General features: G+C 59.3%; 21 protein-coding genes. 7 read left to right on the top strand and 14 right to left on the bottom strand.

From position 1 onward, the window contains the following. Window positions 1–46 precede the first annotated feature (46 nt). The 8 genes from CFB04_RS00855 to CFB04_RS00820 form a co-directional block, all read right to left on the bottom strand. Window positions 47–2,149 (bottom strand): chemotaxis protein CheA, encoded by a 2,103-nt coding sequence (locus CFB04_RS00855; protein WP_172825413.1) that lies wholly within the window; start codon window positions 2,147–2,149, stop codon window positions 47–49. Then, entirely contained in the window at window positions 2,146–2,511 is a 366-nt protein-coding gene (locus CFB04_RS00850; RefSeq protein WP_088533502.1) for a response regulator, read from the bottom strand. Before CFB04_RS00850 ends, CFB04_RS00855 begins: the two co-directional genes overlap by 4 nt. Then, the gene (locus tag CFB04_RS00845; protein ID WP_088533501.1) at window positions 2,511–2,867 is read right to left on the bottom strand and encodes an STAS domain-containing protein; all 357 of its coding nucleotides are present in this window, start codon (window positions 2,865–2,867) and stop codon (window positions 2,511–2,513) included. Before CFB04_RS00845 ends, CFB04_RS00850 begins: the two co-directional genes overlap by 1 nt. A 44-nt stretch (window positions 2,868–2,911) precedes the next feature. Next, window positions 2,912–4,708, bottom strand: a complete 1,797-nt coding sequence (locus CFB04_RS00840; protein ID WP_231934296.1) for a methyl-accepting chemotaxis protein — start codon at window positions 4,706–4,708, stop codon at window positions 2,912–2,914. Window positions 4,709–4,820: 112 nt separating this feature from the next. Further along, window positions 4,821–5,219 carry a response regulator gene (locus CFB04_RS00835; RefSeq protein WP_088533499.1) on the bottom strand — a complete coding sequence of 133 codons (399 nt, stop codon included), beginning with the start codon at window positions 5,217–5,219 and terminating at the stop codon, window positions 4,821–4,823. A 1-nt stretch (window position 5,220) separates the two neighbouring features. After that, window positions 5,221–7,284, bottom strand: a complete 2,064-nt coding sequence (locus CFB04_RS00830) for a response regulator (RefSeq protein WP_088533498.1) — start codon at window positions 7,282–7,284, stop codon at window positions 5,221–5,223. 107 nt (window positions 7,285–7,391) lie between these two features. Further along, window positions 7,392–7,862 (bottom strand): cytochrome P460 family protein, encoded by a 471-nt coding sequence (locus CFB04_RS00825; protein WP_088533497.1) that lies wholly within the window; start codon window positions 7,860–7,862, stop codon window positions 7,392–7,394. Between the two features lie 62 nt (window positions 7,863–7,924). Next, on the bottom strand, window positions 7,925–8,359 hold the full coding sequence (locus CFB04_RS00820) for a helix-turn-helix transcriptional regulator (RefSeq protein WP_088533496.1): 435 nt from the start codon (window positions 8,357–8,359) through the stop codon (window positions 7,925–7,927). A gap of 157 nt (window positions 8,360–8,516) precedes the next feature. Between CFB04_RS00820 and CFB04_RS00815 the strand changes: the two genes are divergently transcribed. Both CFB04_RS00815 and CFB04_RS00810 read left to right on the top strand, forming a co-directional pair. Further along, the gene (locus CFB04_RS00815) at window positions 8,517–8,825 is read left to right on the top strand and encodes a hypothetical protein (protein WP_088533495.1); all 309 of its coding nucleotides are present in this window, start codon (window positions 8,517–8,519) and stop codon (window positions 8,823–8,825) included. After that, window positions 8,822–9,325: a response regulator gene (locus tag CFB04_RS00810; protein ID WP_088533494.1), complete on the top strand. Its 504-nt coding sequence runs from the start codon at window positions 8,822–8,824 to the stop codon at window positions 9,323–9,325. The genes CFB04_RS00815 and CFB04_RS00810 overlap by 4 nt, the downstream gene beginning before the upstream one ends. A gap of 88 nt (window positions 9,326–9,413) precedes the next feature. On the opposite strand, the gene CFB04_RS18380 is transcribed toward CFB04_RS00810, so the two are convergent. The 6 genes from CFB04_RS18380 to CFB04_RS00780 all read right to left on the bottom strand — a co-directional run bounded on the left by CFB04_RS18380 (window position 9,414) and on the right by CFB04_RS00780 (window position 17,136). Continuing rightward, window positions 9,414–9,545, bottom strand: coding sequence for a hypothetical protein (locus CFB04_RS18380; protein ID WP_255396955.1), 132 nt, complete (start codon window positions 9,543–9,545; stop codon window positions 9,414–9,416). Between the two features lie 101 nt (window positions 9,546–9,646). Beyond that, the gene (locus CFB04_RS18175) at window positions 9,647–11,038 is read right to left on the bottom strand and encodes a methyl-accepting chemotaxis protein (RefSeq protein WP_231934294.1); all 1,392 of its coding nucleotides are present in this window, start codon (window positions 11,036–11,038) and stop codon (window positions 9,647–9,649) included. Between the two features lie 102 nt (window positions 11,039–11,140). Continuing rightward, on the bottom strand, window positions 11,141–14,224 hold the full coding sequence (locus CFB04_RS00800; RefSeq protein WP_088533493.1) for an efflux RND transporter permease subunit: 3,084 nt from the start codon (window positions 14,222–14,224) through the stop codon (window positions 11,141–11,143). A 408-nt stretch (window positions 14,225–14,632) separates the two neighbouring features. Further along, on the bottom strand, window positions 14,633–16,012 hold the full coding sequence (locus CFB04_RS00795) for an efflux RND transporter periplasmic adaptor subunit (protein WP_088533492.1): 1,380 nt from the start codon (window positions 16,010–16,012) through the stop codon (window positions 14,633–14,635). Window position 16,013: 1 nt separating this feature from the next. After that, on the bottom strand, window positions 16,014–16,328 hold the full coding sequence (locus tag CFB04_RS00790) for a hypothetical protein (protein WP_088533491.1): 315 nt from the start codon (window positions 16,326–16,328) through the stop codon (window positions 16,014–16,016). Window positions 16,329–16,785: 457 nt separating this feature from the next. Then, complete coding sequence (locus CFB04_RS00780; RefSeq protein WP_088533489.1) at window positions 16,786–17,136, bottom strand: hypothetical protein; 351 nt, start codon at window positions 17,134–17,136, stop codon at window positions 16,786–16,788. Window positions 17,137–17,307: 171 nt separating this feature from the next. Here CFB04_RS00780 and CFB04_RS00775 point away from each other — a divergent pair, with 171 nt between their 5' ends. From CFB04_RS00775 to CFB04_RS00755, 5 genes are all read left to right on the top strand, one after another. Further along, window positions 17,308–18,816: a TonB-dependent receptor gene (locus CFB04_RS00775; protein ID WP_088533488.1), complete on the top strand. Its 1,509-nt coding sequence runs from the start codon at window positions 17,308–17,310 to the stop codon at window positions 18,814–18,816. 84 nt (window positions 18,817–18,900) lie between these two features. Beyond that, a complete protein-coding gene (locus CFB04_RS00770; RefSeq protein ID WP_088533487.1) occupies window positions 18,901–19,260 on the top strand; it encodes a hypothetical protein in 360 nt (119 codons plus the stop codon). A 170-nt stretch (window positions 19,261–19,430) separates the two neighbouring features. After that, entirely contained in the window at window positions 19,431–20,747 is a 1,317-nt protein-coding gene (locus CFB04_RS00765; protein ID WP_088533486.1) for a TolC family protein, read from the top strand. Next, on the top strand, window positions 20,744–22,447 hold the full coding sequence (locus CFB04_RS00760) for an efflux RND transporter periplasmic adaptor subunit (protein ID WP_088533485.1): 1,704 nt from the start codon (window positions 20,744–20,746) through the stop codon (window positions 22,445–22,447). The genes CFB04_RS00765 and CFB04_RS00760 overlap by 4 nt, the downstream gene beginning before the upstream one ends. 201 nt (window positions 22,448–22,648) lie before the next feature. Beyond that, window positions 22,649–25,735, top strand: coding sequence for an efflux RND transporter permease subunit (locus CFB04_RS00755; RefSeq protein ID WP_088533484.1), 3,087 nt, complete (start codon window positions 22,649–22,651; stop codon window positions 25,733–25,735). Window positions 25,736–25,864 lie beyond the last annotated feature (129 nt).

The raw sequence follows: 25,864 nt of genomic DNA, 5'->3' as shown, positions 1-25,864 counted from the left end.
TAATAAAGAGGCAGCACGGCGGCTTCTGCCGTGCTGCCATGGGTAATCATGCCGCGCGCACGGAACGCTCTTCCAGCTGAACCAGCTTGGGAATATCGAGGATCAGAGCGACGGTGCCGTCGCCCAGGATGGTTGCGCCGGAGAGGCCATCGATGTCGCGGTACATGCGGCCGAGCGACTTGATGACCGTTTGGTGTTCGCCTATGACGTCGTCAACTACGAACCCCACACGTCTTCCTTCTATTTCCGTTATGACGATCTGCTCGATATCGGGTGAGTCCCCGCGGATCGCGAACTTCGAGCGAAGCGGGATGTAGGGGACGATCTGCCCCCGGACGTTGGCAAGGTGCCGGCCGTGAGCCCGCTCCACATCCTCGCGGGTCAGCTCCACACACTCCTCGACGATGGCCAGCGGCATGACGAACCGATCTTCGCCGATCCGAACGAGGAGGCTTTCGATAATGGCAAGTGTAAGCGGTATTTTTACTGTGATCGTTGTTCCTTCCCCCCGCTTGCTGGAGAGCTCTATGCTCCCCCGGAGAGCTTCTATCGACCGCTTCACCACATCCATGCCGACGCCGCGTCCCGATACACTGGTAACGGCCTTGGCAGTCGAGAACCCCGGCACGAAGATCTGCCCGAAAATCTCCTTGTCGGTGAGTTCCGCCGTGGCGGGAATCAGGCCGCGTTCAACGGCCTTGGCCCGTATCGCCTCCTTGTCGAGCCCTGCGCCGTCGTCTTTTATGGTGATGAAGACGCTGTCTCCCGAGTGGACGGCCGCCAGGTGCACCGTACCCTGACGCGGCTTGCCGCCGGCTTCGCGAACTTCGGGGGATTCGATGCCGTGATCGATGCTGTTGCGTATAAGGTGGACGAGGGGATCGTTCAGCTTCTCTATAACGGTCTTGTCGAGCTCCGTCTCCGCGCCTTCGGTCGTAAGCTCGATCTCCTTACCGAGCTCGGCCGAGAGGTCCCGCACAAGGCGCTTGAACTTGCTGAAGGTCGAACCGATGGGGAGCATACGGATATTGAGGGCATTGTCCCTGAGTTCGGCCGTCAGCCGCTCCACCTCTTCGGCTACCGCCATAAGCCCCGGCTCGCGCTGGACCGAGGCAATCTGACTGAGCCGCGCCTGTACCGTCACAAGCTCGCCCACAAGATTTACCAGCGTATCGAGCCGCTCCGCTGGAACACGTATGCTCGTGGCCGATTCCTGGCTCTGCCGCTCCTGCCGGACCTCTTTCACATGCTGCTGTTCGAGGAGCGCCGACTGGACCTTGCCGGGTTCCACGAGCCCTGACTCGACCAGCAGCTCGCCGATTCTGCGCTGACCGGCAAGAACGCTCTCCAGCTCCACCTTCGTTATGTCTCCCCGCTCGATGAGAATCTCGCCGAGCTTCTTGTATCCTTCCCGGTCGCTTCCGCCGTCGTCGATGACTTCAACGGCCAGCTCGCAATCATCCTCCACAAAGATGAAAACATCGAGAATCGCATCCTTCCCCCGGCTGGTCGAAAGTATGATGTCCCAGGAGAGATGGCACTCTTCCGGGTCCATCTCTTTAATGGGGGGGATGCCGGCCGTCTGGGCTATGACGGTGCATTCACCCAGCTCGCGAAGCTCGTTCAGGAGGCTGACCGGATTGGTGCCCCCGCGGAAAATCCCGGGAATAGGCTTGAAGCGCACCCGGTAGGTGACCGCCGGCAGGTCCCCCTCACGATCCGGATTCTCGGAGGAAGGACTCTCCTTCGCCGCAGCCGTCCCCTGCTCCGCCTGAGGCAGGAGTGCCTTGAACTCGGTTATCAGCGCCTCACCGGCGGCCTCGTCAACCGATCCCGGTTCGTCCGCCGAATCGAGGAGGAGCTTTATCCTGTCGCGGGCCGCCAGCGTAAGGTCGATGAGCCGCTTCGTGACTTCGAGCTTTCCGTTGCGCACCGTGTCGAAGACCGTCTCGACCTGGTGGGTGAAGGCCGCTATGTCATCAAAACCGAACATCGCTCCCGAACCCTTGATGGTGTGCATAGCCCTGAACACGCGGCTGATGATTTCCATGTCCTGCGGGCTGTCTTCCAGCTCGAGGAGGGAAGTTTCCAGTTCGGCGAGAAGTTCGTACGCCTCTTCCTTGAATGCCTGTCGGTGGTTTTCCATCATCCGAGCACCTTCTTTACCACAGCCAGGAGCTGATCCGGCTTGAACGGCTTGACGATCCATCCCGTTGCGCCGGCAGCCTTCCCCTCCTGCTTCTTGGTATCCTGAGATTCGGTGGTGAGCATGACGATGGGGATGAACTTGCAGGCGGGAAGCGCCCGCGCACCCTTGATCAGCCCTATCCCGTCAAGGTTCGGCATATTGAGGTCGGTTATGAGCATGTCAACCTTCTGGCTGCCGAGCTTCTGGAGGGCGTCCTTCCCGTCCACCGCCTCGACCACCTCGTACCCGCTCTGCTTGAGCGTGAAACTCACCATCTGTCGAACGCTTGCCGAATCGTCGGCTGTCATTATTATCTTCGCCATCAGTAACCTCCAACCCAGATACAGGATTTTTCAGTATCCCTGGAGCACCCGACATGCCGTGGAAAACCGGCTGCGCGAGCTGCATCGACAAACCCTTCGTTCCCCTCGCGGTTCAGCGTCATTGTCCCCCGTGCCCCGACGGCTGCTCTGTGAGCGGCACACAGCAGCTGCAGTCCGGCAAGATCGATATCGGTGACTGCCGTAACATCGACACGAAATTTTCCTTCACCCGCCAGAGCCGAAAGAAGCGTCTCCCTCAGCTCGCCGGCATGCATGATGGTCATTTCCCCGGAGAGGGTAACCACTCTTACCTCCCCGTCCTCAGACATCGAATGCGTCACCGTAAAATCGGACATCCGTTACCCCCTCTGTTCACGCCTCTCCAGAGGCCGACAGGTCGCTAGAAAAGCTCTACATTTTCTCCGAACTCACCTGCAGCTTCCGCCGTCGGGGCGGCCGCTGCAGCGAAAGCACTGCCGGCAACCGCTGCATGTATCTTCCGTTCGCTGTGCATGGTATAGCGGCTGGCCAGTTCACGAAGCCTCTCGCCCGAACGGCTGTCTGCCGGGATAAGCTTGCGGGCCTCGGTTAGGACTCCGTGCAGGGTCTCTATCGCTTCGGCCAAAACGCCCAGGACGCTTTCGCTTACGGTGATGTTCCTGGTCGCGCATTCGATGTCGCCGGAGAGCGCCTGTACCTCCGCATCCATCCGTGTCAGAAGGGAATAGAGGTTCTCGTTTATTGCGCGAAGCGATTGGAGCAGCCGTTTCAGGTCGGCGACCATCTCGCCCACCTGTGCTTCCATCTGGGAAGCATCGTCGTTCACCCCGCTGCACAGCCCTTCAATAAAGTCGGTAATGCTGCGTAGCGTCTCCGAAACCACGGTGGTGTGCAGGCGCGTGTCATGGGAAAGGCGCTGGATCGCTTCGGCTAGAACGCCGAGCGCCGCACCGTCACTTCCCGTCCGTGCCGCTTTGATCTGCGCATTGAGCGCTATCAGCTCTATCTCCTCGCCGATATTTTCAATGTCGCCAACAAAACGGGCGATGTTCCCAACCGTACCCGATACCTGGGTCATGGCCGTGGCGAGTTCCCTGTTGTCCGCGGCGCTCCTGTCGAGAGCTCCACCGACCAAAGACATGTCGGCCTCCATGCTCGCGAAAAACGAACTGTCGGCCTGATCGACGACACCAGCAATGTCCCGGGTCCTGTCGGAGAGATGTGCTTCCTGGCTTGCGATGGCCTGGAGATTGATGACGATGCTCCGCACAGCACCGAGGAGTTCGTCACGGGCATGGGCAAGCTGCGCCTCCTGCAGCTCGCACACGTCCCCCGTCTCCTTGATAAGCTCGCGGGAAGCTCCCTCCTGCTGCAGGCGAGGAATAAGCTCTTCGAGGGCCTCCTGGACATGTTCGATCTGCTGGCGGGAAATGTCGTGGAACTGAAGCGATGTAACAACTTCGCCGATGCTCTGGGCAACTTCGGCGGAAACACCGGATATGACGGAAGCCGCCGAAGCGCATCGCGCATTGACGTCATTCAGCACTCCCAGGCTGCCGCTGGTCTTCTCCAGGCTTTCCCTGATGCTGCGCCGCTGGCTTACGGACATGTCCACCAGCTTGAGGAGCGTCTGCCGTATGACGGCACAGAGCTCCTCTTTCTGTTTATTGATGGTATCGGACTTCTCGATGACCTGAACCGACAGCTTTGCAACATCGTTGGCGAGGGTATCGAAGCCGGCGGCGCTCTGACCGAGCCGGGCGCTTTCGATCTTTGTCGAAATACCGAGGACGCTGAGGGATTTGTTGATCTTCTTGAAACCGGCGAGGGGCTGGCTCACCTTCTCGAGCCTGTCGAGAATGGCCGTAAAGGTTGAGGAGCCCTCATTCGCCTCATGGTCGGCCCGCCCCATGTACTCCTCCATGATGCGGAGGATGTCCTGAAGGCCGTCGATGGACTGTATTACGTCATCTCCGGCCACAAGACAGACGACTTCGTTCGACATATCGAGGATTCGGGCGGCACGGCTGTGGAAATCGTGCAGCCGCTCCCCCATGGCGAGGAACTCGGCCTCGGTGGAACCCGAAAGACCTTTCAGGAGCAGGCTTGCCTGCGATAACCGCGCAACCCATCCGGGCGCCGGATCTTCAAACCGTTCCTGCTCCTCATCGACTATGCGTTTTGCGGCCTGTATCACGAATAACCCTCGTAAATTCTGTAAGGACAGTTTCTGCAAACATGTTCTTCCTGTTCGGAAGGGAGCCGGTAAAACTTGAATCGATTTTCCGGTGCTCCTCTCAGGAATATCCTTACGCCAGGAGCCCGAACCCCCTGATTTCATTCATGAGCTTACCTTTACTGATAGGCTTCACGATGTATGAGGTGGCGCCTCCATGGTAATAAGCCTCCACCACGTTCTTCGGATCGTCCAGAGCAGTCGTCATTATGACCTTCACTTCGGATGAAGGAGGTATGCTCCGTTCCTTCTCGATTTCACGGATAAGCTTCAGCGCTTCCTGTCCGTCCATCCCGGGCATCATGATATCCATCGTGATCAGATCGTACGGTTTCTTGTCGTCGAGAGCCATCCTGAAGGCCTGGACGGCCTCTCTGCCGTTTATTGCAACATCGCAGTCCCCAAGAGGAGTGAGGATCTCTTTAAGCAGCCTGCGTGCAATAAAATCGTCTTCCACTATCAGTGTTCTCATCTCATGCTCCTTTGCTGGTTATCGTCTCTTTTCCGCCAGTAGATGCCTGTGCATCAGGCCGCATCGTGTCGAGCAGAAGGCGGACCCCCTCCAGCGACGTCAGTGCGAAACCCGTATCTCCGCGCCGGACGGCCAGTTGGACCCGGAACGCTTCGTCCGCTATGGCAGAAGCCCCGATGGTCGCGGCCATTCCTTTCAGCTTGTGAATCGTCTGGTCGGTGCAATGCTCATCCCCCTCAGTCAGAGCCTTCTTCGCCTCCTGGATCAGGAGGGGCGCTTCCCGGATAAAATAGGCGACAAGCTCAAGGAAGAGGTCGATGTTTCCCGAAAGGCTTTCCAGAACGGGATCCATATCCAGGTGCTTTCTCAAACGTTCGAGCGCCGCCGGACCTCCGGCTCTCGACGTGTATCGGGAGACGGTATCGAGCAGATCCTTGTCGCAAAAAGGTTTGGTGATGTATGCGTCCATTCCTGCCCGCATGCACCGTTCCCGGTCCTGCCGATACTCGCTCCCTGTGAGCGCCACGATCGGCATGCGGAAACCGGCGTCACCTTCCCGAGCCCTTATGGCCGTTGCCGTCTCGTACCCATCCATTACCGGCATCTGCAGGTCGAGAAGCAGGAGATCATAGGTCTCCGTTTCCAGTGCCTCAAGTACCTGTTTTCCATCCTCCACCGCAGTGACATGGAACCCGCCTTTCTTCAGGGCTTCCTCCAGCACGATCCGGTTGAGGGCGCTGTCGTCGGCGACAAGAATTCTACCCGCCGCAGGGGAGGGACGGGATGCCACTGCAGCCGGGCCGGTAACTTCGACCGCCGCTCCGCGTCCAGGTTTCGGATGAGGCAACCCGAACCGAGTGGTGAAGTGGAATGTAGTTCCTTTGCCCGGATCGCTCTCAACCCATATCTTCCCCCCGAGGAGGGTCACGAGGCTCCTGACGATGCCGAGCCCGACGCCGATACCGCCGTATCTGCGGCTGGAGGAGCCGTCAACCTGAGTAAAGTTTTCGAAAATCTCGGCGAGCCGCCTGCGGGGTATGCCTATGCCGGTATCGCTGATAGTGTAGCGCAGGGCGATTTCCGTATCCTTCACGCTCTCGGCCGTCACTTCCAGAGATATGGCCCCCGATTCGGTGAACTTCACAGCATTCCCGAGCAGATGCGTGACGATCTGGGAGAGCCGTTCCGGATCCCCGTAAAGCTGGAATGGAACATCCGGCGCAATTCGGACCGAGAAACCCACTCCCTTCCGGTTTGTCGCAATCCGGACGGGAACAGCCGCGTTGTCGAGAAGCTGGCGTAGGTCGAAATACCTGTTGTCGATGGACAGGTTTCCAGCCCCCCCGGAGGAACATTCGATGAGGTTGACCATCATCTTGAGGAGCGAAGTGGCAGCCGACCTGGCAAGCATCAGGTTTTCACGCTGCTTGCCTCCGAGGCCGTCATCGAGGATGAGGTCTATCATGCCGATGACAGCATTGAGGGGGGTCCTCACCTCATGGCTGATATTGGACATGAATTCCGTCTTGGCCGCGGCAGCCTCACCGGCAGCCGAAAGAAGCATCCCGATCTCCTCCTGGAGATGGCGGCGGTCGATTACATACCGGAAGGAACGCTCGAGCAGCGATGGGCTCAATTCATCTGCGGCAAGAAAATCCGCCGCGCCAGCCTGCATTGCCTCCGCAACGGATTCACGGCATTGGTCTTCACTGAGGAAAACGACGGGAGTGCTGCATGAAGCGGCACCGGCCCGAAGGATGAAATCCAGACCGGAGTGCCCCTCTCCGGGAAATCCCCCCGCAAGACAGACGTCCGCCGTTCCTGCATGGAGGAAATCCAGGGCGGAGTCGATATCCGAAACCTGGACAAGTTCGATTGGCGCGCCTCTCATGCCGCTGAGCGTGGTTTCCAACAACGCGCGCAACTCATCGTTGCCCCCTGCCAGCAGAACGCGGAAGAGATAACCGTTGCCGGCCGGCTCCTGGCCCCATGGAGACGCAAAACAGGAAGAATCCTGGTCTCCCGTTGCTTCGGCGAGCGTTGGCCGGATGTAATTAACATGCATGAATGACTATATCGCCGGTGAAGGCGGATACTTGAGAGCAAAACTGGAGGATGCGTAAAAGAGGCCGCCGGGGCCGGCGGCTCAGGAACAATGGTCAGGAGCTTGAATCATTTGAAATCAGCATACTTTGAAATGATGTAGTCCGTATTCTTGGCTTCCTTCAAGTGGCACTCGAAGCAGTTTTTCACCGGGTCGATCCCCGAAGGTTTCCCGTCAGGATTGAAGCTGGCGTATATCCACCCACCGGTCTCGGTAGCTTTTTTGTCCTTCTTCATCAACACGATCATGTTTTTCTTTCCCGGTACCTGCTTCCCCCCCTCATCCTTGATGGAGTAGAAATCGACGACGAACCTGCTCCCTTCCGGATAGGTGCCTCCACTCTTGTAGGTTTTCATGGCCTTGGAATCGACGTAAATGTAGTGGATCCCGTAAAAGAGCGAGTTCTTGTCGGTTACGATCTTCTGTTTGCTCTTTTCCCACTTCTGGTAACCCTTCGGGAGCGATGCCTTCTCCGCGGCAACAGCCACCGCCGCAAAGGAAACCACCATCGTCAGCACAACGACCCACAATTTTTTCATCTGAACCTCCTCGCAGGAATATCTTCAATCACAGGTCTACCATAGTTCAAAACCGAAGCATGTCAACCGGCGGTATCCTCCGGGTCACCGTAGGGGGGCTGCTCCTCGGCGGCACGCAGCGCGGCATGCGCCCTGGATGCATGCCGCCGATGGCGTGCAAGGACCTCCACGATCTCCACGAGGAGTGGAAGATCCTCATCCTCAACCTGCTGCAGCGCATTTAGCAGGGATTTTCCCGTCTTAGTCCGGTTCAGCCGCTGCAGGCGCATGTCCATGGGAAACGGCACGGCGGCGTCAGCAAAGAAACTTCCCACCGGGACCTGCAGGGCTTCGCTGATCTTCAGCAGGATCTTCAGCGAGGGGAGCTGCTCCTCACGCTCGATCTTTCCGATGTAGGTATAGTCGATCCCGCCACTGATCCGGGAAGCCAGTTCCTTCTGGGTCATCCCACGGTCCGTTCTCAACTGCTTCAATCGGGTGCCTATCCGAAGCCTCACGCGCGCTCCCCCGCCCCTGCAATGGATACTGCCTTTTCGCCGTCCTTTGTATAAACCGAATCTCACATGATGTCAATGACCGGCTATAGGATATATAGTCATATTTGTTCTTGACTGCAATGCATATTTGTCTTAGAGTTTTCCAAAAAAGGCTCTCATGGACAAGGTGCGGGTTCTGAAAAACCTGAGGGGTCGGACAGCGGAGGAGCTTACGACCGATGAGTTGAAGCTCTATCTCCTGCTTCTGGTTGCCTGCGGTACGACGGGTGAGGGAGAGATAGGCTCCGTCACCATCCGCGCGGCGATGGGAGAGAGCTTCTGCATAATCAGGCTTCGCCATGCCTGCCGGGGACTCGCCGCGCGCGGCCTGATCGGAGTGAATGGTGACCTGCCGGAAAGGCTCGACGAGGACTTCCGGCTTTCGTACCGGGTAGTCGCAGCCGGAGAAGAACAGGACGGGAAATGAACGAGGGAGCTTGCAGCATTCTGCTGGTAGACGACAACGGGAACGACAGAGAGCTTTTGCGAAGGTTTTTCACGGCGGCAGGTTTTGAGGCGGCGTGTGCTCCCGGCGGAGAAGAAGCGCTTCGGTTGCTGGAAGAACGGCAGCCTGATGTCCTGATCACGGACCTGAACATGCCGGAGATCGACGGTCTGCAACTCTCGCTCATGGCCAGAAGCATCTTGCCCGACATATCCGTCGTGCTCATAACCGCCGATGTCACGCCGGAGCTGGCACCTTTGGCCCGACGGGCAGGGATATGCGCGATCTTTTCCAAACCGCTGGATTTAAGGAGACTGCACGCCCTCGTGAAGGAGGAAAAGAGAAAGCGCGATCTTGCTCGCACCGGGAAATCCGGCACGCCAAGCGCCGCATGGGGGTGCTGGACATGCCCCGTCTGCGGGACGCCCCATCAAGGATGGAGCCCCATCAACATATGCGCTAAGTGCGGTTTCAAAGATTGAATCAGACGGATGCAGTATCCGGCGAAGCAGAGAATAGAGGGTTAGCCGGGTCGTCGCGCGGATGGCCCGGCTGCTCTACATCGGAAGGTCAGACCGCCAGCTTGAAACGCTGGATACGTGACTGCAGGTCTTCGGCTATCCTGGCAAGTTGCCCCGCCGCAGCGGCTGAATCGTGGACCCCCTTGGCGGTTTCCTCTACAACGCATGTTATCTGCTGCATGTTGTTGCTGACTTCACCGGTGGTCGCCGTTTGCTGTTCCGCTGCAGTGGCTATCTGCCCGATCTGATCGGATATGGTGCTTACGGCGGCGAGAATTTCCGTTATTGCTTCCCCGGAGCCGGCAGCATCTTCCTTTCTTCTCTCGGCTCCGCCACCCCCTCCTTCATCCCGGTGACGGCCTCGTCTATTTCCTTCCGTATGCACCCGATCAACCCGGCGATTTCTTCGGTCGCCCTGGCGGTGCGTGTCGCAAGTGCCCGCACTTCATCGGCCACCACAGCGAAGCCACGTCCCTGCTCCCCGGCACGTGCCGCCTCGATAGCCGCATTTAGCGCCAGAAGGTTGGTCTGGTCGGCTATATCTTCAATTGTTCCGATTATCTGGCCTATCTGTTCCGATCTCTCCCCCAGGCTCGTTACACATCCGGCAGATAGCTTTACCCTTTCCGATATCTGATGTATTCCCTCCACCGTCTGGCGGATCACCTCGGAACTCTTCTCCACCGACTTTCCGGCGTCGGTGGCGCTTCCCGCCGCACGGGAGCAGTTCATGGAGATCTCGTTCGATGTGGCAGCCATCTCCTCTCCTGCGGCAGCGACGGTGGATGCCTGGCTCGCCACCTCTTCCATCCCCGTCGCTATCTGCTCAGAGGTCGAATGCAGCTGCGCCGAGGCGGAAGCCACGTTTCCGCAGGCGGACATGACCGACGAGAAGACCGAATTCATATCATCCACCATCCGGTTCACCGCCGACGACAGCAGGCCTATTTCATCCCTGCCCGCGCAGGAAGGCTTTTCCCTCAGATCACCGGCTGCTATCTTTTCGATGACCGACACTATTTCCTTCACAGGTTTCGTTATGCTGCGGCTGATGCTCCAGGATACGAAGAGGCCGAAGAGAACGGCGGCAGCCCCCACTCCGAAGAGGATGAGCTTCGCCTTTTCCATGGAGCCGATCATCCCGGAGGTCAGCCGCTCGGTCTCGGTGACCTGCTCATGACGGAATGTATTGATCTTCTCGGTAAGCGTTTTCGACGCGGCATCGAACTCCCGCATCGTGGCGTTACCCCCCTCGACCCCACTTGTGATGTAGTCCTCCGCCATCTTTTTCCCCATGGCATAGAAGGCTGTGAACTCGCGCCGCAGGTCGGAGATCTCCTGCAACGATTTCGTGTCGTTCTCCCGGCGGAACATCTCCTCGAAACGGTTCAGGCCCTTCACGAAACCCTGTGCAGCTTCCTCCGCGTCCTTGTATGCGTCCGGCTCCCGTGTGGCGCCGACATCCGTCAGGAACTGCTGCACCTGTACGGCATTGAATGCGATCTCTTCGGCGAGCAGGGCGAAGGGGATGGTTTCATTCTTTATATGGAGGGCCGTCTTCTCCACCCGGTCGAAAGAATAGGTGGTCAAGGCAACGAACAGCCCTATCGCTGCGATTATCGCCCCGAAACCTATCGCCAACCTAACGCCGAGCTTCATATTCTGGAATTTCATCTGGACCTCCCCGGAATGAGCTGTTTCAATATGACCGCTTATCGTCGGGCAGTTGGCAACCTTTAACGGCGATGTAAACTTTTTTTACATTACGGTTTTACATCACTCGGTTTTCTCAATACTCTCCACACCTTGCGGCCGCCCGAAGACTACGTACAGCACCGGAAGCACGAGAAGCGTGAGCAAGGTCGACGATACCACCCCGCCGATGACAACCGTGGCCAGCGGTCTCTGAACCTCGGCGCCGATTCCCGTATTCAGCGCCATGGGGACAAAACCCAGACTTGCCACAAGCGCCGTCATCAGGACCGGACGAAGCCGCTTTTCGGCCGCCTGCCGGATCGCTTCCAGAAGCGGCACCCCTTTGGCTGTCAGGTCCCGTACGGCGGAAACAAGGACCATGTCACCGAGCACGGACACCCCCGAAAGCGCCACGAACCCGACACCGGCGGATATGCTGAAGGGCATGCCGCGAAGCCAGAGAGCCACTATTCCGCCCACGGCTGCGAAGGGCACGCCGGTGAAGACGCGCGCGGCATCTATCACTCTTCCGTAGGTAAAGTAGAGGAGGGTAAAGATGAGGAGGAGCGCTATGGGGACCACGATCATCAGCCTCTTCTGGGCGCGCTGCAGGTTCTCGAACTGGCCGCCGTACTGCACGTAGTAGCCGCTCGGCAGTTTCACCTCCCGCTCGATGGCCGCCTGGACGTCGGAAACGAAGCTCCCGACGTCACTGCCCCGTACATTTGCCTGGACGACGATCCGCCTCTTGCCCCACTCCCTGTTGATGGTGGAAGGCCCCTCGCTCGTGTTGATCTTCGTAAGGAGCGAGAGCGGAATCCGTTCGCCGCTTGCGGAGGTGACGAGTATCCGGCCCAGGTCGTCAGGTTCGGCTCGATAACGGTCGTCAACCCGAACGGCGATAGGAAATCGCCGCTCCCCCTCCTGGAGGTCCCCCACGTGCCGCCCGCCGAGGGCTTCTACCACTTCTAGGACCTCCGCGGCAGGTATGCCGTAGCGCGCGGTGGCGGCGCGATCAACCTCCACCTGGACGAGGGGCTGCCCCGTCACCTGCTCGACGCTTACATCAGCTGCCCCCGGCACCCCCTTCACCGCCTTCTCAACTTCCTTCGCCTTCGCCTTCAGGATGTCGAGGTCGTCACCGAAGATTTTGATCCCCACATCCGATCGTATCCCCGCCACCATCTCGTTTACCCGCATCTCTATGGGCTGGGTGAAGATCAGTTTCATTCCGGGGAAGGAGCCCAGCTCTTTTTCCATGACCGCTACGAGTTCGGCCTGTGTACGGGCACGTTTCCACCTCTCTCTCGGCTTCAATGTGATGAAGATGTCGCTGAGCTCGACCCCCATCGGGTCCGTTGCGACCTCGGCACTCCCGGTACGGGTCCAGAGCCGCTCTATTTCGTTGGGAAACTTCTCCAGGAGCGCCCTCTCGATGTGGGTCCCGTAGCGCACTGACTCGTCCAGTGAGACGCCGGAAAGCCGGACGGTGTTTACAACGATCGTCCCTTCCATCAGCCGCGGGACGAATTCCGAGCCGAGCCGGGTGGCAAGGAGCCCCGCGACTAAAAGGCATCCTACGGCCGCCCAGAGCACCACCCGGCGCCGGTGGAGCGCGAAATCAAGAACCGGACGATACCATTCCTTCAACCGCCGCACGACGTACGGCTCCTTCTCCTCCCTTTTCCGGACAAGGCCCATGCTGGCCAGCACGGGCATGAGGGTGAGAGAGAGCGCCATGGAGCCGAGGAGCGCGAAGATGACGGTGAGGGCCATCGGCCTGAAGAGCTTCCCCTCCACCCCCTCCAGGGCAAGAATGGGAAGGTAGACGATCATTATTATCAGCTCGCCGAACATGGTCGGCTTGCGGACTTCTATGGCGGCATCCCGGACGACGTCGATGACGCTCCGGCCACTTTTGTCCTCGGAAAGGCGCCTCACGGAATTCTCCACCGTGATGACGGAGCTGTCGACGATGAGGCCGAAGTCGATGGCGCCGAGGCTCATGAGGCTTCCGGCGATCCCGAAGCGGAGCATCAGGTCGAAGGCGAAGAGCATCGAGAGCGGAATCGCCAGGGCGACGATGAGACCGGCTCTGAGGTTCCCGAGAAAGACGAAGATGACTGCGATGACGAGGATGGCGCCTTCGAAGAGGTTCTTTTCCACCGTGTGGAGGACCTTGTCCACAAGCGACGTGCGATCGTAGGCCGTTGCCACCTCGACCCCCTTGGGCAGGCTCTTCTTCACCTCGTCGAGGCGAGTCTTGAGCCGGGTGGTGACGTCGTGGCTGTTCTCCCCCATAAGCATGAAGCCGAGGCCGAGGATCGCCTCACCCTTGCCGTCGGCCGTCACCGCGCCGCGGCGTATCTCCCGCCCTTCCATCACCCGCGCGACGTCGGCTACCCGGACCGGGATCCCCTCCCTGGCCGTCACGACGACTTCTTCCAGCTCCTGCGGCGTCCTGATGATTCCGACACCCTGAACCAGACTCGACTCCCCTGCCCGATCGATGGTGCCCCCGCCGACGTTGGCATTGTTTTGCTCCACGGCTTCGATGAGCTGATCCAGGGACAGGCCCCGTTTCGCGAGTTCCTCCGGGTCCACGACTATCTCGATCCGCCGCTCGTCGCCGCCCCACGTGTTCACTTCGGCAACGCCTGGAACGGAGCGCATCTGCGGCTTCACCACCCAGTCGTGCAGCGTGCGCAGCTCAGCGAGGGACTTGTCCTTTGCGGTAATAAGGTAGTGGAATACCTCGCCCAGCCCCGTCGCAACCGGCCCCAGCTGGGGCTTCTCGATGCCGGCGGAAAGGGCCACACCCTGTATCCGTTCCATGACCACCTGGCGCGAGAGGTAAATGTCCATTCCGTCCTCGAAGATGACGGTGATCTGGGAGAGCCCGAACTTTGAAAGAGAGCGCACCTCCTTCAGCTTCGGAAGCCCAGAGATCGCCTGTTCCAGCGGGGCCGAAACCTGCCGCTCAATCTCCAGAGGAGAAAGGGCCGGCGCCACCGTGTTCACCTGAACCTGGACGGGGGTCGTATCGGGAAAGGCGTCGAGGGGAAGCCGCAGGAAGGCGACCACACCCATGACGGCGATGAGGGCCCATGCAGCTATGACCGTCATCCGGTGATTGAGGGACCAATGAATAATGTGATTCAGCATTACAATCTCCTACATGAATTCGTGAGGCATGGGGGCTCGGTGCAGCGGAAATGCGGGGGTTGATCGCCGCCGGGGAGTTTGAACAGCCGCCGTCGGTGACCTTCGCCAAAACGTCAGTACCATCTCGGTCGCAAGAACAGAGGCATTGCAGCGGAGGCGAGTACCGATGCCTCAGGGCTGCACATCCTGCTCAGTTTGAGCGACCAATCATCATATATAGTGTCCCACCTGAATTCGTGAGGCATGGGGGCTCGGTGGAGCGGAAATGCCGGGGTTGATCGCCGCCGGGGAGTTTGAACAACCGCCGTCGGTGACCTTCGCCAAAACGTCAGTACCATCTCGGTCGCAAGAACAGAGGCATTGCAGCGGAGGCGAGCCCCCATGCCTCACGAACCACTCGATCAAGGATTACTTGCTCTCGACCTCGCAGCAGCCGGCGCCGATGGAATCCCTGAGGGTTTCCGTCTTGAGGAAAAAACTTCCGGCGACGACAACCTCCTCCCCCACTTCGATTCCCGAGGCTATATCCACCATTCCGTTGCTGCCGCGGGTTTCCGCCAGCTGAACCCGCCGGGTTTCGTATTCCGCCGGCGCCACCCTCACAAAAGCGACGTTGACAGACTTGGCCCGCTGGACGGCTCCCCGTGGTACCGCCGATGAGGACCTTTCCCCGCCGGCCTGGATACGTGCCTGACCATACATGTTCGCCCTCAGGAGCCCGTTGGTGTTCGCAAGACGGACCCGTGCCTTCACCGTCCTTGTCTGAGGATCGATGACGGAGGCGAGGTTGGAGATGGTCCCCTTGAAATCGCGCCCGCTTATGGCGTCGAAGGTGAGGGTAACGGACGAGCCGATTTTGACCGCGCCGAGATCGGCTTCGCGCACCGCGACCTCGGCCCACATGGAAGATGTATCGACGATCTCGAAGAGCGTCATCTGGGGGTCGACGTAACGATCGACAGAGACGTTACGCTGCGTCACCACGCCCGAAACCGGCGCCTTCAGCGTGTACCGGCCGCTACCCGCGGCCGGACCGACGCCTCGCAAGGATGCCTGCAGCGCCTCCACCTCGGCAACAGCCTCACGGTATTCCTGCTCCGCTGCAAGGACCTCCTTTTTGGCCGATATTCCCTTTTTTTCGAGATCGACCTTACGCCGGTAGTTGGTCTCCATCATCTGCGCGCGGCTTCGTGCCACGGCAAGCTTGGACTGATCCGTACCCACCGCGGCACTTTCGATGACGGCGAGTGGCGAGCCTGCCGCAACCCAGGCGCCGATGTCGGCGGAAACCCGCCTGACAACCCCCGACGAACGCGCATTTACCTGGGCCATCCGGGTCGCGTCGTACGCAATAACTGCCGGAGCAACAATGGCCGCAGTCCCCTTGCCCGGTACTGCTTTGGTGGTCTCGATGCCTGCCAGACGCTCGGTCTCCTTCGTTTTGAGGAGGACCTTCGTCCCGTCGGCAGGGGCATCGTCGCCGGCAACGTCAACAGCCGGTTTCCCCCCCCGCTCCGGATGGCAGGTCGGGCACACCGACTCGGGGAAGCCGTGCTCCGCGCACCAGTCCCCCTTTGCCTGGAAAACAGGAGCGAGTTTCGGATTGCACTTGGTGCACAGGGCTTCGAGAACCCCGTGCTCCCTGCACATCCCGGCCTCTTCCGCTACCTCGGTCTTCCCGTAAGCCTGCTGCGGTGGAGCGGGTTGGGGAGTTTTCCCCTTCTCGCCGCAGCCAGTGGCTGCGGCAAGAAGGGTCAGTGTCGCTGAAACCAGAATCAGCCGGCGCATGTCATTTGCTCCCTTTTGGCGGACGGACGATTTTCAACTTAGGATCGCACTTCTTGCACTGGGACTTGGGCAGGCCGTGCTGCTTGCACCAGTCATCGGTAGCCTTGAAAGCAGGGATGAGCGACTTGTCGCAGCGGGTACACTGGGACTCCGCCACCCCATGCTCGCTGCACCAGTCCTCATGCGAACCGGGCTTGGCACCCTTTTCGCCATGGACATCGGCACCACCCTTTGCGGGCTTGGAACTCTCGGCAGCAAAGGCCGGGAAAGCAAGGGTGAGAGAAAGAGCTGCGGCTAAAATGAGGGTACGGTACATAGTGTTGTCTCCTTTTTATATTGGCATTGCCGGCAACATTGTTGATATCACCCGCAGAAAGGGCAAAGACCGCTTCGGGAATCTGCAGGCTGTGCCTGCGAGAGACTTCAGCGTCCCCTATGCATATGCGGGTGGAATGACTTCAGAATCAGAGAGTCAGAAGGCGCTTCGCCCCGCGTTCCGGAATCTTTAGAAGTATTCGATGTTGGTAGTCTTGGTAGTTAGCAGGTTGTTCAAAACTAGACAGATCGTCGCACCCGCAGGTAGACCCGACGGAGGCGTAGTACCCTCTGGGGCATAAACAGCGCTACGCCGCACACATTTGCTTGCAAAAGTGGACCGCAGCATTGAGCGCCCGAAGGGTGAGGCCGCAGGCCGAAGTCACAAAGCGGTCTGCCGAGGACGGCGGCGAGATGGCTGTTTTTAGCTGCGCTGAAACTTCGTTTTCAACAACCTGTTAGACCTGGTTTTGCGGGGGGATGAACTTCGACAGATACACTTCGGGGAAAAACATTAAGGGGTCGGTGAAACGCAAGGGAAGCTGGTCAGGGGAGTAGGCGATCTGAAGGTGTTGCGGGGTCAACGGAGCCTGCCCCGGGCAGTAGCAGGAAGAATCACAACCGGATGAATCCCGTTCCTCATCGTGGCACGGTGACGATTCCGCTGTGCCGTCAGGATTACCGGGAAGCTGCTGCGTACAGCACCCCAGTTCCGTTGCCTGCGCATCCCGGCACGCCCCGGTCACCGAGACGGTGAGCGAAACGATCATCAACAGAAACGAGATGTATCTGCATAGAAAACGGGACATGGGCACCCTGACCTGAAAGAGTGGCTCCTACGATAGCAGAACCATACCCGACAAAACAACTCAAATTCAAACAGAAGTCAGAGCCTGCCTGGGAACCGCTTGACATCGCAAATCTTTCTGTATACTTTCCTCAGCCTGTTTAATGTGAAAGGCCTTCGAAAAGGATGCAGCATGCAAAAGACCTTAACCGTGACTCAAACCACCTGTCGAGCCCTCGCCCTGCTGGGCATCTCAGGCATGCTCCTCAGCCTATCCCTCACCGCTGCATATGCGGAAGACAGCAGTGCGGAAAGCTCCCGACGCCTGGAGAAGCAGTTGGAGGAACTCCTGCGCAGGGATGCGGAAAAGCAGAAGCAGCTAGACGACCTGCGGCGACGCCTCGATATGCTGCAAAAAGAGCCGTTGGCCGGAGGGGCAGGACCGAACCATGAGAAGTCCGGAAGGGACACCGATGCACAGCAGGATGCCCGCCCCGCCACTGCCGACCCCCACGATCATGCGACTGAGGAACCGCCAAGCACGAGGGCCCGGCTCATCGACCTTTCGGTGGATGCACTCGTTGCAGCCGGAAGCTCGACGGAGGACGACGAATCGCTGCAATCCCTCCAGGGGGGAGGGCACGATCCGCGCAAGCGCGGATTCACCGTGCAGAACATCGAGCTCTCCCTCAAGGGTGCCGTAGATCCCTTCATGACCGGCGAAGCGCACATCATCTTTTTCCTTGAGCCGCTGACCGGCGAAACGCAGATAGAACTGGAAGAGATTTTTCTCACCACCCAGCACCGCCCCTTCGGCCTCCAGCTGGAGGCAGGGCATTTCTTCACCGAATTCGGCAGGATCAACCCGCTGCACCCTCACCAGTGGCATTGGCAGGATCAGCCGGTCATCAACACGCGGCTCTTCGGTCCCGACGGCATGCGCGGACCGGGCTTCCGGCTGGGGTGGCTCGCTCCCCTTCCCTGGTCCTCAGAGCTCCATGTGGGTGCCCAGAATGCAAACGGCGAGACAATGGCCAGCTTCCTCGCCAACGAGGAGTTCTTCGAGGAACGCTCTATTGGCGGAAGACCTTTCGTCAACCGGCGGGTCAGGAACCTTAGGGACCTGGTCTACCTGGCCCGCGTCGACAACTCCTGGAGCCTTGCGGATGACCTGACGATGAAGCTCGGATTTTCCGGGCTCTACGGCCCCAACGCCACCGGACCGAGAGCTGAAACCTTAATCTACGGCGCCGACCTGGTCCTGAAGTGGCGCCCGGTAAAGGGGGAAATGAAGTGGCCTTTCGTCACCTGGGAATCGGAGATCATGAAGCGGGATTACCGAGCCGCATCCTTCTTCGATGACTCCAATCCGGCCGAGGTAGTGGACCTTCCGGCTGCGAACCTCCGAGACTGGGGTCTCTACACACAGGTATTGTTCGGTTTCCACCACGGATGGGCCGCCGGAGTGAGGTACGATTACGCGACCGGCAGCGGCGAGAGCATGGGTGGACGGGAGCCGGACCCCTTTCGTAACGACCGGCATCGGGTATCGCCGCTCATCTCCTGGCAACCGACGGAGTTCTCGCGCCTTCGCCTCCAGTACAACTATGACCGGGTGGACCATCTCGCAAGCGGGGAAGCACATTCGGTGTGGCTCGGAGTCGAGTTCATGTACGGAGCTCACCCGGAGCACTCGTACTGAAAATGAGAAGCTCTTCCAAATCTCTTGACACCCGTTCCGCTGTTCGCTTATTGTCCTAATGAATTGATGAGGACATGGAGAACCATGGGCGGGTCGTTCCTGTTTAAAAAATTGATCGGTTTCGTACTTCTGCTCAGCTTCGTCTTCTCCGCGGACGCCGCCTTCTATGGCCGCCATGCCGACAGCCTTCATGAACACGCCCCCGTAGCCGCGTCTCACGCCCATGACTGCTCCAACGGACAGCATCCTGAACATCCCCAGGAGGGGGGCCATCAGGAGCACGACGATTCCTGCTGCAACCAGCACTCCCATGCCTCTGCCGTTTTCTACTCCCTAACCCTGACCTACACCCCACACTCAAGCCAGATGAGGGTATTCGAGCCCTTCCGCGCAGTTCCCGAAGTCTACCTGGACCGCTTCATTCCTCCGCAAAACCTCTCCTGAAAAAGAAATCCCGCTATTCGTGCGTCTGAAGGACGTCCACCCGCGTCTCTCGGCTCCGCTGTAGTAAAATCAATCAAGTAACTCTGGAGCACCTGTGCTGCGGTACCCGGCACATCCACAATTGTCATAATCAGCTTTCGGCTCTCCTTCGGGAGACCAGGGAGGAACAATTGAATCCGACATTCTTGAAACAACAGGCATGCCTTTTCATAGCTGCCTCGGCGCTGCTGTGTGCCGCCATCTCCACGGCAGCGGCAGAAGAAAAAACTTTCACGCTGCAGGAGCTCCTCTCCATGGCGAGAGAGAACAACGGCGAACTAAAGGCGCTTCGCGCCGAGCTCGGCATAGGCGAAGCAGGAAGAATGAAGGCGGGACTCTACACCAATCCGGTGCTTGAGCTGGAAGGGGAAACCGGAGCTCTTACCGGCAGTTCCTCGGAGGATCGGATCTCCATCGGCCTTTCGCAGGAATTCCTGACCGGCGGAAAGCGGAAGAAGCGCATGGCCGTCACCGACGCTGAATTGGGCACCCTGGAAAAGCGTCTCCAGGATGCGCAACGGCTGGTAATGCTTGATGTAAAGACCGCATATTACGACCTTTTGCTTGCGAAAGACCGCCTGGCCCTCGCCAATACATACCATGAGCTGAACAGCCAGCTCCTGGGCATCACGAGGGAGCGGTTCGCCGCCGGCGACGTTCCTGAACTCGACGTGAATCTCGCCAAAGTCGAGACTGCCCGAAGCGAGGGGAGAAGAAGCGCTGCGGACCGCGAGGTTGCTGCAACGCGACTGCAACTCTCAGTGCGCACGGGGCTTCCCGTGTCGCAAAGCCCGGAAGTAACCGGCAGCCTGACCAGCCTGCCCTACGGCACTAACTTCGAAACCGATCTCTCCTCAATGAAGTCGGCAGCCCTGAATCGCGCCGATCTGAAGGCACTGGAGACGGAACGCGAAAAAGGAGAAGCTGAGGTCGTGCTCGCAAAGGCCGATCGGCTTCCGAACATAACCGCCGGCATTTCGTTCACAAGGGAAAGAACATCGACCTCCATCGGCAACCTTGAGGATCGCGATACGGACAACCTCATAGGGCTGAAGCTATCCGTTCCGCTCCCGGTCTTCGACCGCAATCAGGCCGGAATCCATGAAGCCGGCGCAAGAAAAAGCAGCGCAGAAAGCCGGTACCAGTCTCTCCGCCGGCGTATCGAGCAAGAGGTGGAGTCGGCCCATGGGCAGTTCATCAATGCCGAGATGCTTGTAAAGATCTACGGCCAGGAGATCATCCCGCAGATGAACGAGAACCTCAAAGTGGTTCAGGAGGCTTACCGGCTGGGTGAGCTGGGTATTCTCCCAGTAATCGAAGAGCAGAAGAAATTTGCGGAAGTAAACGAGGATTACCTCTCCGCTCTGCACAACAGGAACACAGCCCTGGCAAGACTTGAAGCGGCGACGGGAACGGAGTTCAAGGAAGCGGACGGAGGAGACAAATGAAAACCTGGAGAATCATTTACAAATATCTGCCGATGCTGCTGCTCTCCGCTGCCCTTTTCGCCGGATGCACTTCCCGGGAACATGGGGATACTCATTCCGCCAACGAGCATGAGGAGGAAAAGGTCCAGATAACGGCATACTCGGATAAATCGGAAGTGTTCATGGAGTTCGCAGAGCCGGTGGCGGGAGAAAAGACGGATTTTCTGATCCACCTCACGCGGCTTGCCGACTGGAAACCGGTCAACCAGGGGTCGCTGAAGCTCGTATTTACACCGGCCGCCGGGGCACCCGCCTCCTTCACGATACCGGCGCCCGCCCGTCCGGGAATTTATCAGGCCGGACTGACCCTGGCAAAGGAGGGGGAATACTCCCTCGCCATAATTCCTGAAGGCACGGGGTTTGCCGACACGATAACCATTCCGCACGTGCATGTGGTGCGGAAAGGCGAAGCCCATGCCGCGCACGAGAAGGGGAAACACCCCGAGACTCCGAAGAAAGAGGAGGCGCACCAGAAAGAGCACGCCGAATCGGAGCATGACGACCATGACCATGAGGGTGCGACCGAAGAAGCACATCATGGTGAGACCGAAGAAGCCCACCATGGGGAGGAAGTGGCGACCGTGATCACCGGAACCGGTGGCGGCACCATACCCTTTCTCAAGGAACAGCAATGGGTGACCGAATTCATGACGCAGCCGGCCGTGCGAAAGGACCTCGCCACCTATTTCTCGACCATGGGAGAACTGCTGCCGGTCTCAAATGCGGAGGCGATCGTTTCGGCACCGCTGGCAGGGATCATCTCCGGCAGCAAATCGCTTCCCTTTATCGGCAAAAAAGTTACCAAGGGGGAGATCGTAGCCTACATCGAACCCCCGGTGCGCCAGGAAGGGGGCATGGGCCAACTGACTGCGGGGTATGCCGAAGCAAGGAACCGGGTCGCGCTTGCGCAGAAGGAGTACGACCGGGCGAAGCGCCTCTACGAGGCCAAGATAGCCCCGCTGAAACGGGTCGAGGAAGCGGAATTGACACTGTCCAGTGCGAAGGCTGCGCTGGAGCCGCTTGAAAGAGCCGTCAACAGCATCAGGGGGGATGCCGGCAACGGCCGGATTGCCGTTCGGGCACCCGTCGGCGGCACCGTTGTGGAGATCAACGCCGCCAACGGCAAGGGGGTCGAGGCCGGACAGCCGATCCTGCGAGTGGTCAATACCGGCACCCTCTGGCTTAAAGCCAATCTTCCGGCGGCCGATGCCGGCAAGGCGGCTCTGGCCTCGGGAGCGACCTTTACCATTACCGGACTCGATGGGGAATTCCGGCCGTCGCGGCTCGTCACGGTCGGAGACATGCTCGATCCGCAGACACGTACGCTGCCGGTTATTTTCGAAGTACCGAACCCGGGGGCCCGGCTCAAGGTCGGAATGTTCGCGAACGTGGCGATACGTACCGGAGAAGCAAGGAACGCCCTGACTGTGCCGAAGGAAGCGCTTGTCGAGGATGAGAGTCGCTGGTTCGTCTTCGTCCAGACCTCAGGGGAAGCATTCGAGCGGCGGGAGGTAAAGATAGGGGCTCAGGACAAAGGCCATGTTCAAGTGGTGGAAGGGCTCCAGCCTCACGAACGTGTGGTGACGAAAGGTGCCTACTACGTCAAGCTGGCAGCGACTGCGGGGAAAGGTGCTGACCCCCATGCCGGACATGCCCACTAGGAGAAGGTTGTTCAAGAACAATCTAGATAGTTTCACCCGACCTTTAGCAGATTCTTGAAAAAGCTCAGGTTGTTCAAAAACGGTCAGATCGTCGCACCCGCAGAAAGCCCCACGGAGGCGTAGCAGCGCTACGCCGCACAAGGCGGCTTTCGAGGACGGCGGCGAGATGGCTGTTTTTCAACAACCTTCTTAGGAGATTCCATGCTTGATAAAATAATACGACTCGCCCTGGAAAACAGGCTCATTGTCGTTATAGCCTCGCTCTTGATCCTCATTGCCGGCACCTACGTCACTGTAAAGATGCCCGTCGACGTCCTCCCCGACCTGACGGCACCGACGGTAACGATTCTCACAGAAGCAAAGGGTATGGCTCCGGAAGAGGTGGAAACCCTCATCACCTACCCGATCGAAAGCAACCTGAACGGCGCAACAGGTGTCCGGCGGGTCCGCTCCGCCTCGACCCCCGGCCTCTCCACGGTATGGGTGGAATTCACCTGGGGAACCGACATCTACCGCGCCCGGCAGGTGGTGAACGAAAAGCTGCAGCTCGTAGGAGGAACGCTCCCCGCCGGCACGCTCCCCATGCTGGCGCCCATCTCCTCGATCATGGGGGAGATCATGTACATCGCGGTCACCGGCGACCGCCATGACCTGAAAGCCCTCAAGGAAACGGCCGATTTCGTAGTCAGGAAACGGCTGATGGCTGTGGCGGGGGTATCCCAGGTCGTGACCATCGGTGGGGAAAGCAAGCAGTACGTCGTGGAAACCGATCCGCAGAAGCTGGCGGCATTCGGCGTGTCGGTTAACGAGGTGCTCGCCTCCGTCAAGGGAAGTAACGAGAACTTCGCTGCGGGAGTGATGAAGGAACGGGGGCAGGATTATCTGATCCGGGGTGTGGGACGGGTACAATCGCCGGCGGACCTGGAGAACTCGGTGGTGGCCACCAGAAACGGCATCCCCATCATGGTCCGCGATGTGGCTGAGGTGAAGATAGGTTCCGCCTTCAGGGTGGGAGATTCCTCGGTGAACCTGAAGCCCGCCATACTCATAGCGATCCAGAAACACCCGGACGCGAACACGCTGGAACTGACCAGGCGGCTTGAAACGAAGCTCGAAGAGCTGAAGAAGACCCTTCCTGCAGGGATGACCATCGACACCAACATCTTCCGCCAGTCCAACTTCATCGAACTCGCTCTCAAGAACATCCAGCGGGTGCTGATCGAGGGGGCGGGACTCGTCATCGTCATCCTCTTCCTCTTTCTCGGCAACCTGCGGACCACCCTCATCTCCATAACGGCGATGCCGCTGTCGCTCATATTCGCCATATTCGCCCTGCGAATCTTCGACATCTCCATCAACACGATGACACTGGGAGGAATGGCCATCGCCATCGGGGTCATCGTCGACGACGCCATCATCGACGTGGAGAATGTCTTCCGCCGCCTGAAGGAGAATGCGCACAGGCCGCCGGAGGAGCGCCATCCTGCCCTGGAGGTCATTTTCGATGCCTCCAAGGAGATCCGTTCATCCATCGTCAACGCGACGCTCATAATCCTGCTGGTGTTCATCCCCCTCTTCTTTCTCTCCGGGATTGAGGGTCGGCTTCTGAAGCCGCTGGGCATCTCCTACATGGTCTCCATCGGCGCTTCGCTGCTTGTAGCCCTGACAGTTACCCCCGCCATGTGCTCTTATCTTCTCCCCCGCGCGAAATTCATGGCCGAAGAGGGTGACGGTCCCGTGATGCGATGGCTGCAGAGGGTATACCAGCCGATGCTTGAACTCTCGGTGCGTCGGCCGATGCTGGTAATCGCCGGCTCTGCCGCAGCGTTTCTCCTCGCCATGATTCCGCTCTCACAGACTGGCCGTTCCTTTCTTCCCGGCTTCAACGAGGGATCGCTGACGGTGCTGGTGGCCACGGCACCGGGGACTTCACTGGAAAAATCGGCGGAAGTTGCCGGACGGGTGGAGAAGATACTGCTCGATCATCCCAACATCGCAAAGACGGCACGGAAAACGGGGCGGGGCGAACTGGACGAGCATGGCAAATACCCTAACGCTTCCGAGATAGAAGCGACCCTCGATATGAAGGGGCGGAAGCTCCCGGATGTTCTCGCGGAGCTGCGAAAGAGCGTGGGAACAATCCCAGGTATCATCGTGACCTTCGGCCAGCCCATCAGCCACCGCATCGACCACATGCTCTCCGGAACGATGGCGAACCTGGCGATAAAGGTGTATGGACCGGAGCTATTCCGCAACCGGGCCATCGCCGAGGAGATAAAGGCGCAGATGGAGGGGGTTCCCGGAATAGCCGACCTGTCGGTCGAGCAGCAGGCGGACATATCCCAGGTGCGGATCACCCCCCGGCGAAGCGAGCTGGCCAAGTACAACCTCACGGTCGGTTCGGTTGCCGAAGCCGTGGAAACGGCCATGGCCGGGAAAACGGTATCCCGTACCCTGGAAGGGGACCGGGGTTTCGACATAGTGGTGCGTTTTCCGGAGGTCGCGAGGCAGGAAATAGGCGCCATCGGCCAGGTACTGGTAGATACCCCCACTGGTGTGAAGGTGCCGCTCTCGGCGGTTGCCGAAGTGGTTTCGGCCAAGGGACCGAACAGCATCAGCCGCGAGAACGTCCAGCGCAAGATAGTGGTACAGGCCAACGTGGCGGGACGTGACCTGCGCAGCGTCTTCGATGACGTGAAGGAACGGATCGACCGGAACGTGAAGCTGCCGGCGGGCTACTTCGTCGAGTACGGCGGGCAGTTCGAGAGCGAGGCGCAGGCCACCCGGACCATTGGACTCCTAAGCATCGCCTCCCTGCTCTTCATCGTGGTGATCCTCTATGCCGAGTTCCGTTCGTTCCGCACTGCATTCCTGGTCATGGTAAACCTGCCCCTGGCGTTCATCGGCGGTATCATCGCCGTCTACCTCACGAGCAAGGTCATCAGCGTCGCCTCGCTGGTGGGCTTCATCACCCTCTTCGGCATCGCCACGAGGAACGGGATCCTGCTGGTATCACACTACCAGCACCTGATGGAGCACGAAGGGAAAGAGCTGTGGGAGGCCGTGGTGCAGGGGTCAAAGGAGCGCCTGCGCCCGGTGGTGATGACGGCCCTTGCGGCGGGGCTCGCCCTGGTTCCCTTCGCCATCGCAGCCGACAAGCCGGGGAACGAGATACTGTCTCCGCTGGCGGTGGTCATCCTCGGAGGGCTTGCCAGCTCGACGCTCCTCAACATGATCGTGCTGCCCTCTCTCTACCTGCGCTTCGGAAGAAGAAATACAGGCGAGTAGCCAAGCGAAGCCGGCAAGAATGTACCCCGCCGTAAACAGAAAAGGTTGTTCAAAAACAGTCAGATCGTCGCACCCGCAGAAAGCCCCACGGAGGCGTGGCAGCGCCACGCCGCACACGGCGGCTTTCGA

The organism is Geobacter sp. DSM 9736, assembly GCF_900187405.1.
Taxonomy (GTDB): Bacteria; Desulfobacterota; Desulfuromonadia; order Geobacterales; family Geobacteraceae; genus DSM-9736.
Note: the sequence above shows the minus strand (reverse complement) of the source record. Positions and strands in the feature narration are given on the sequence as shown.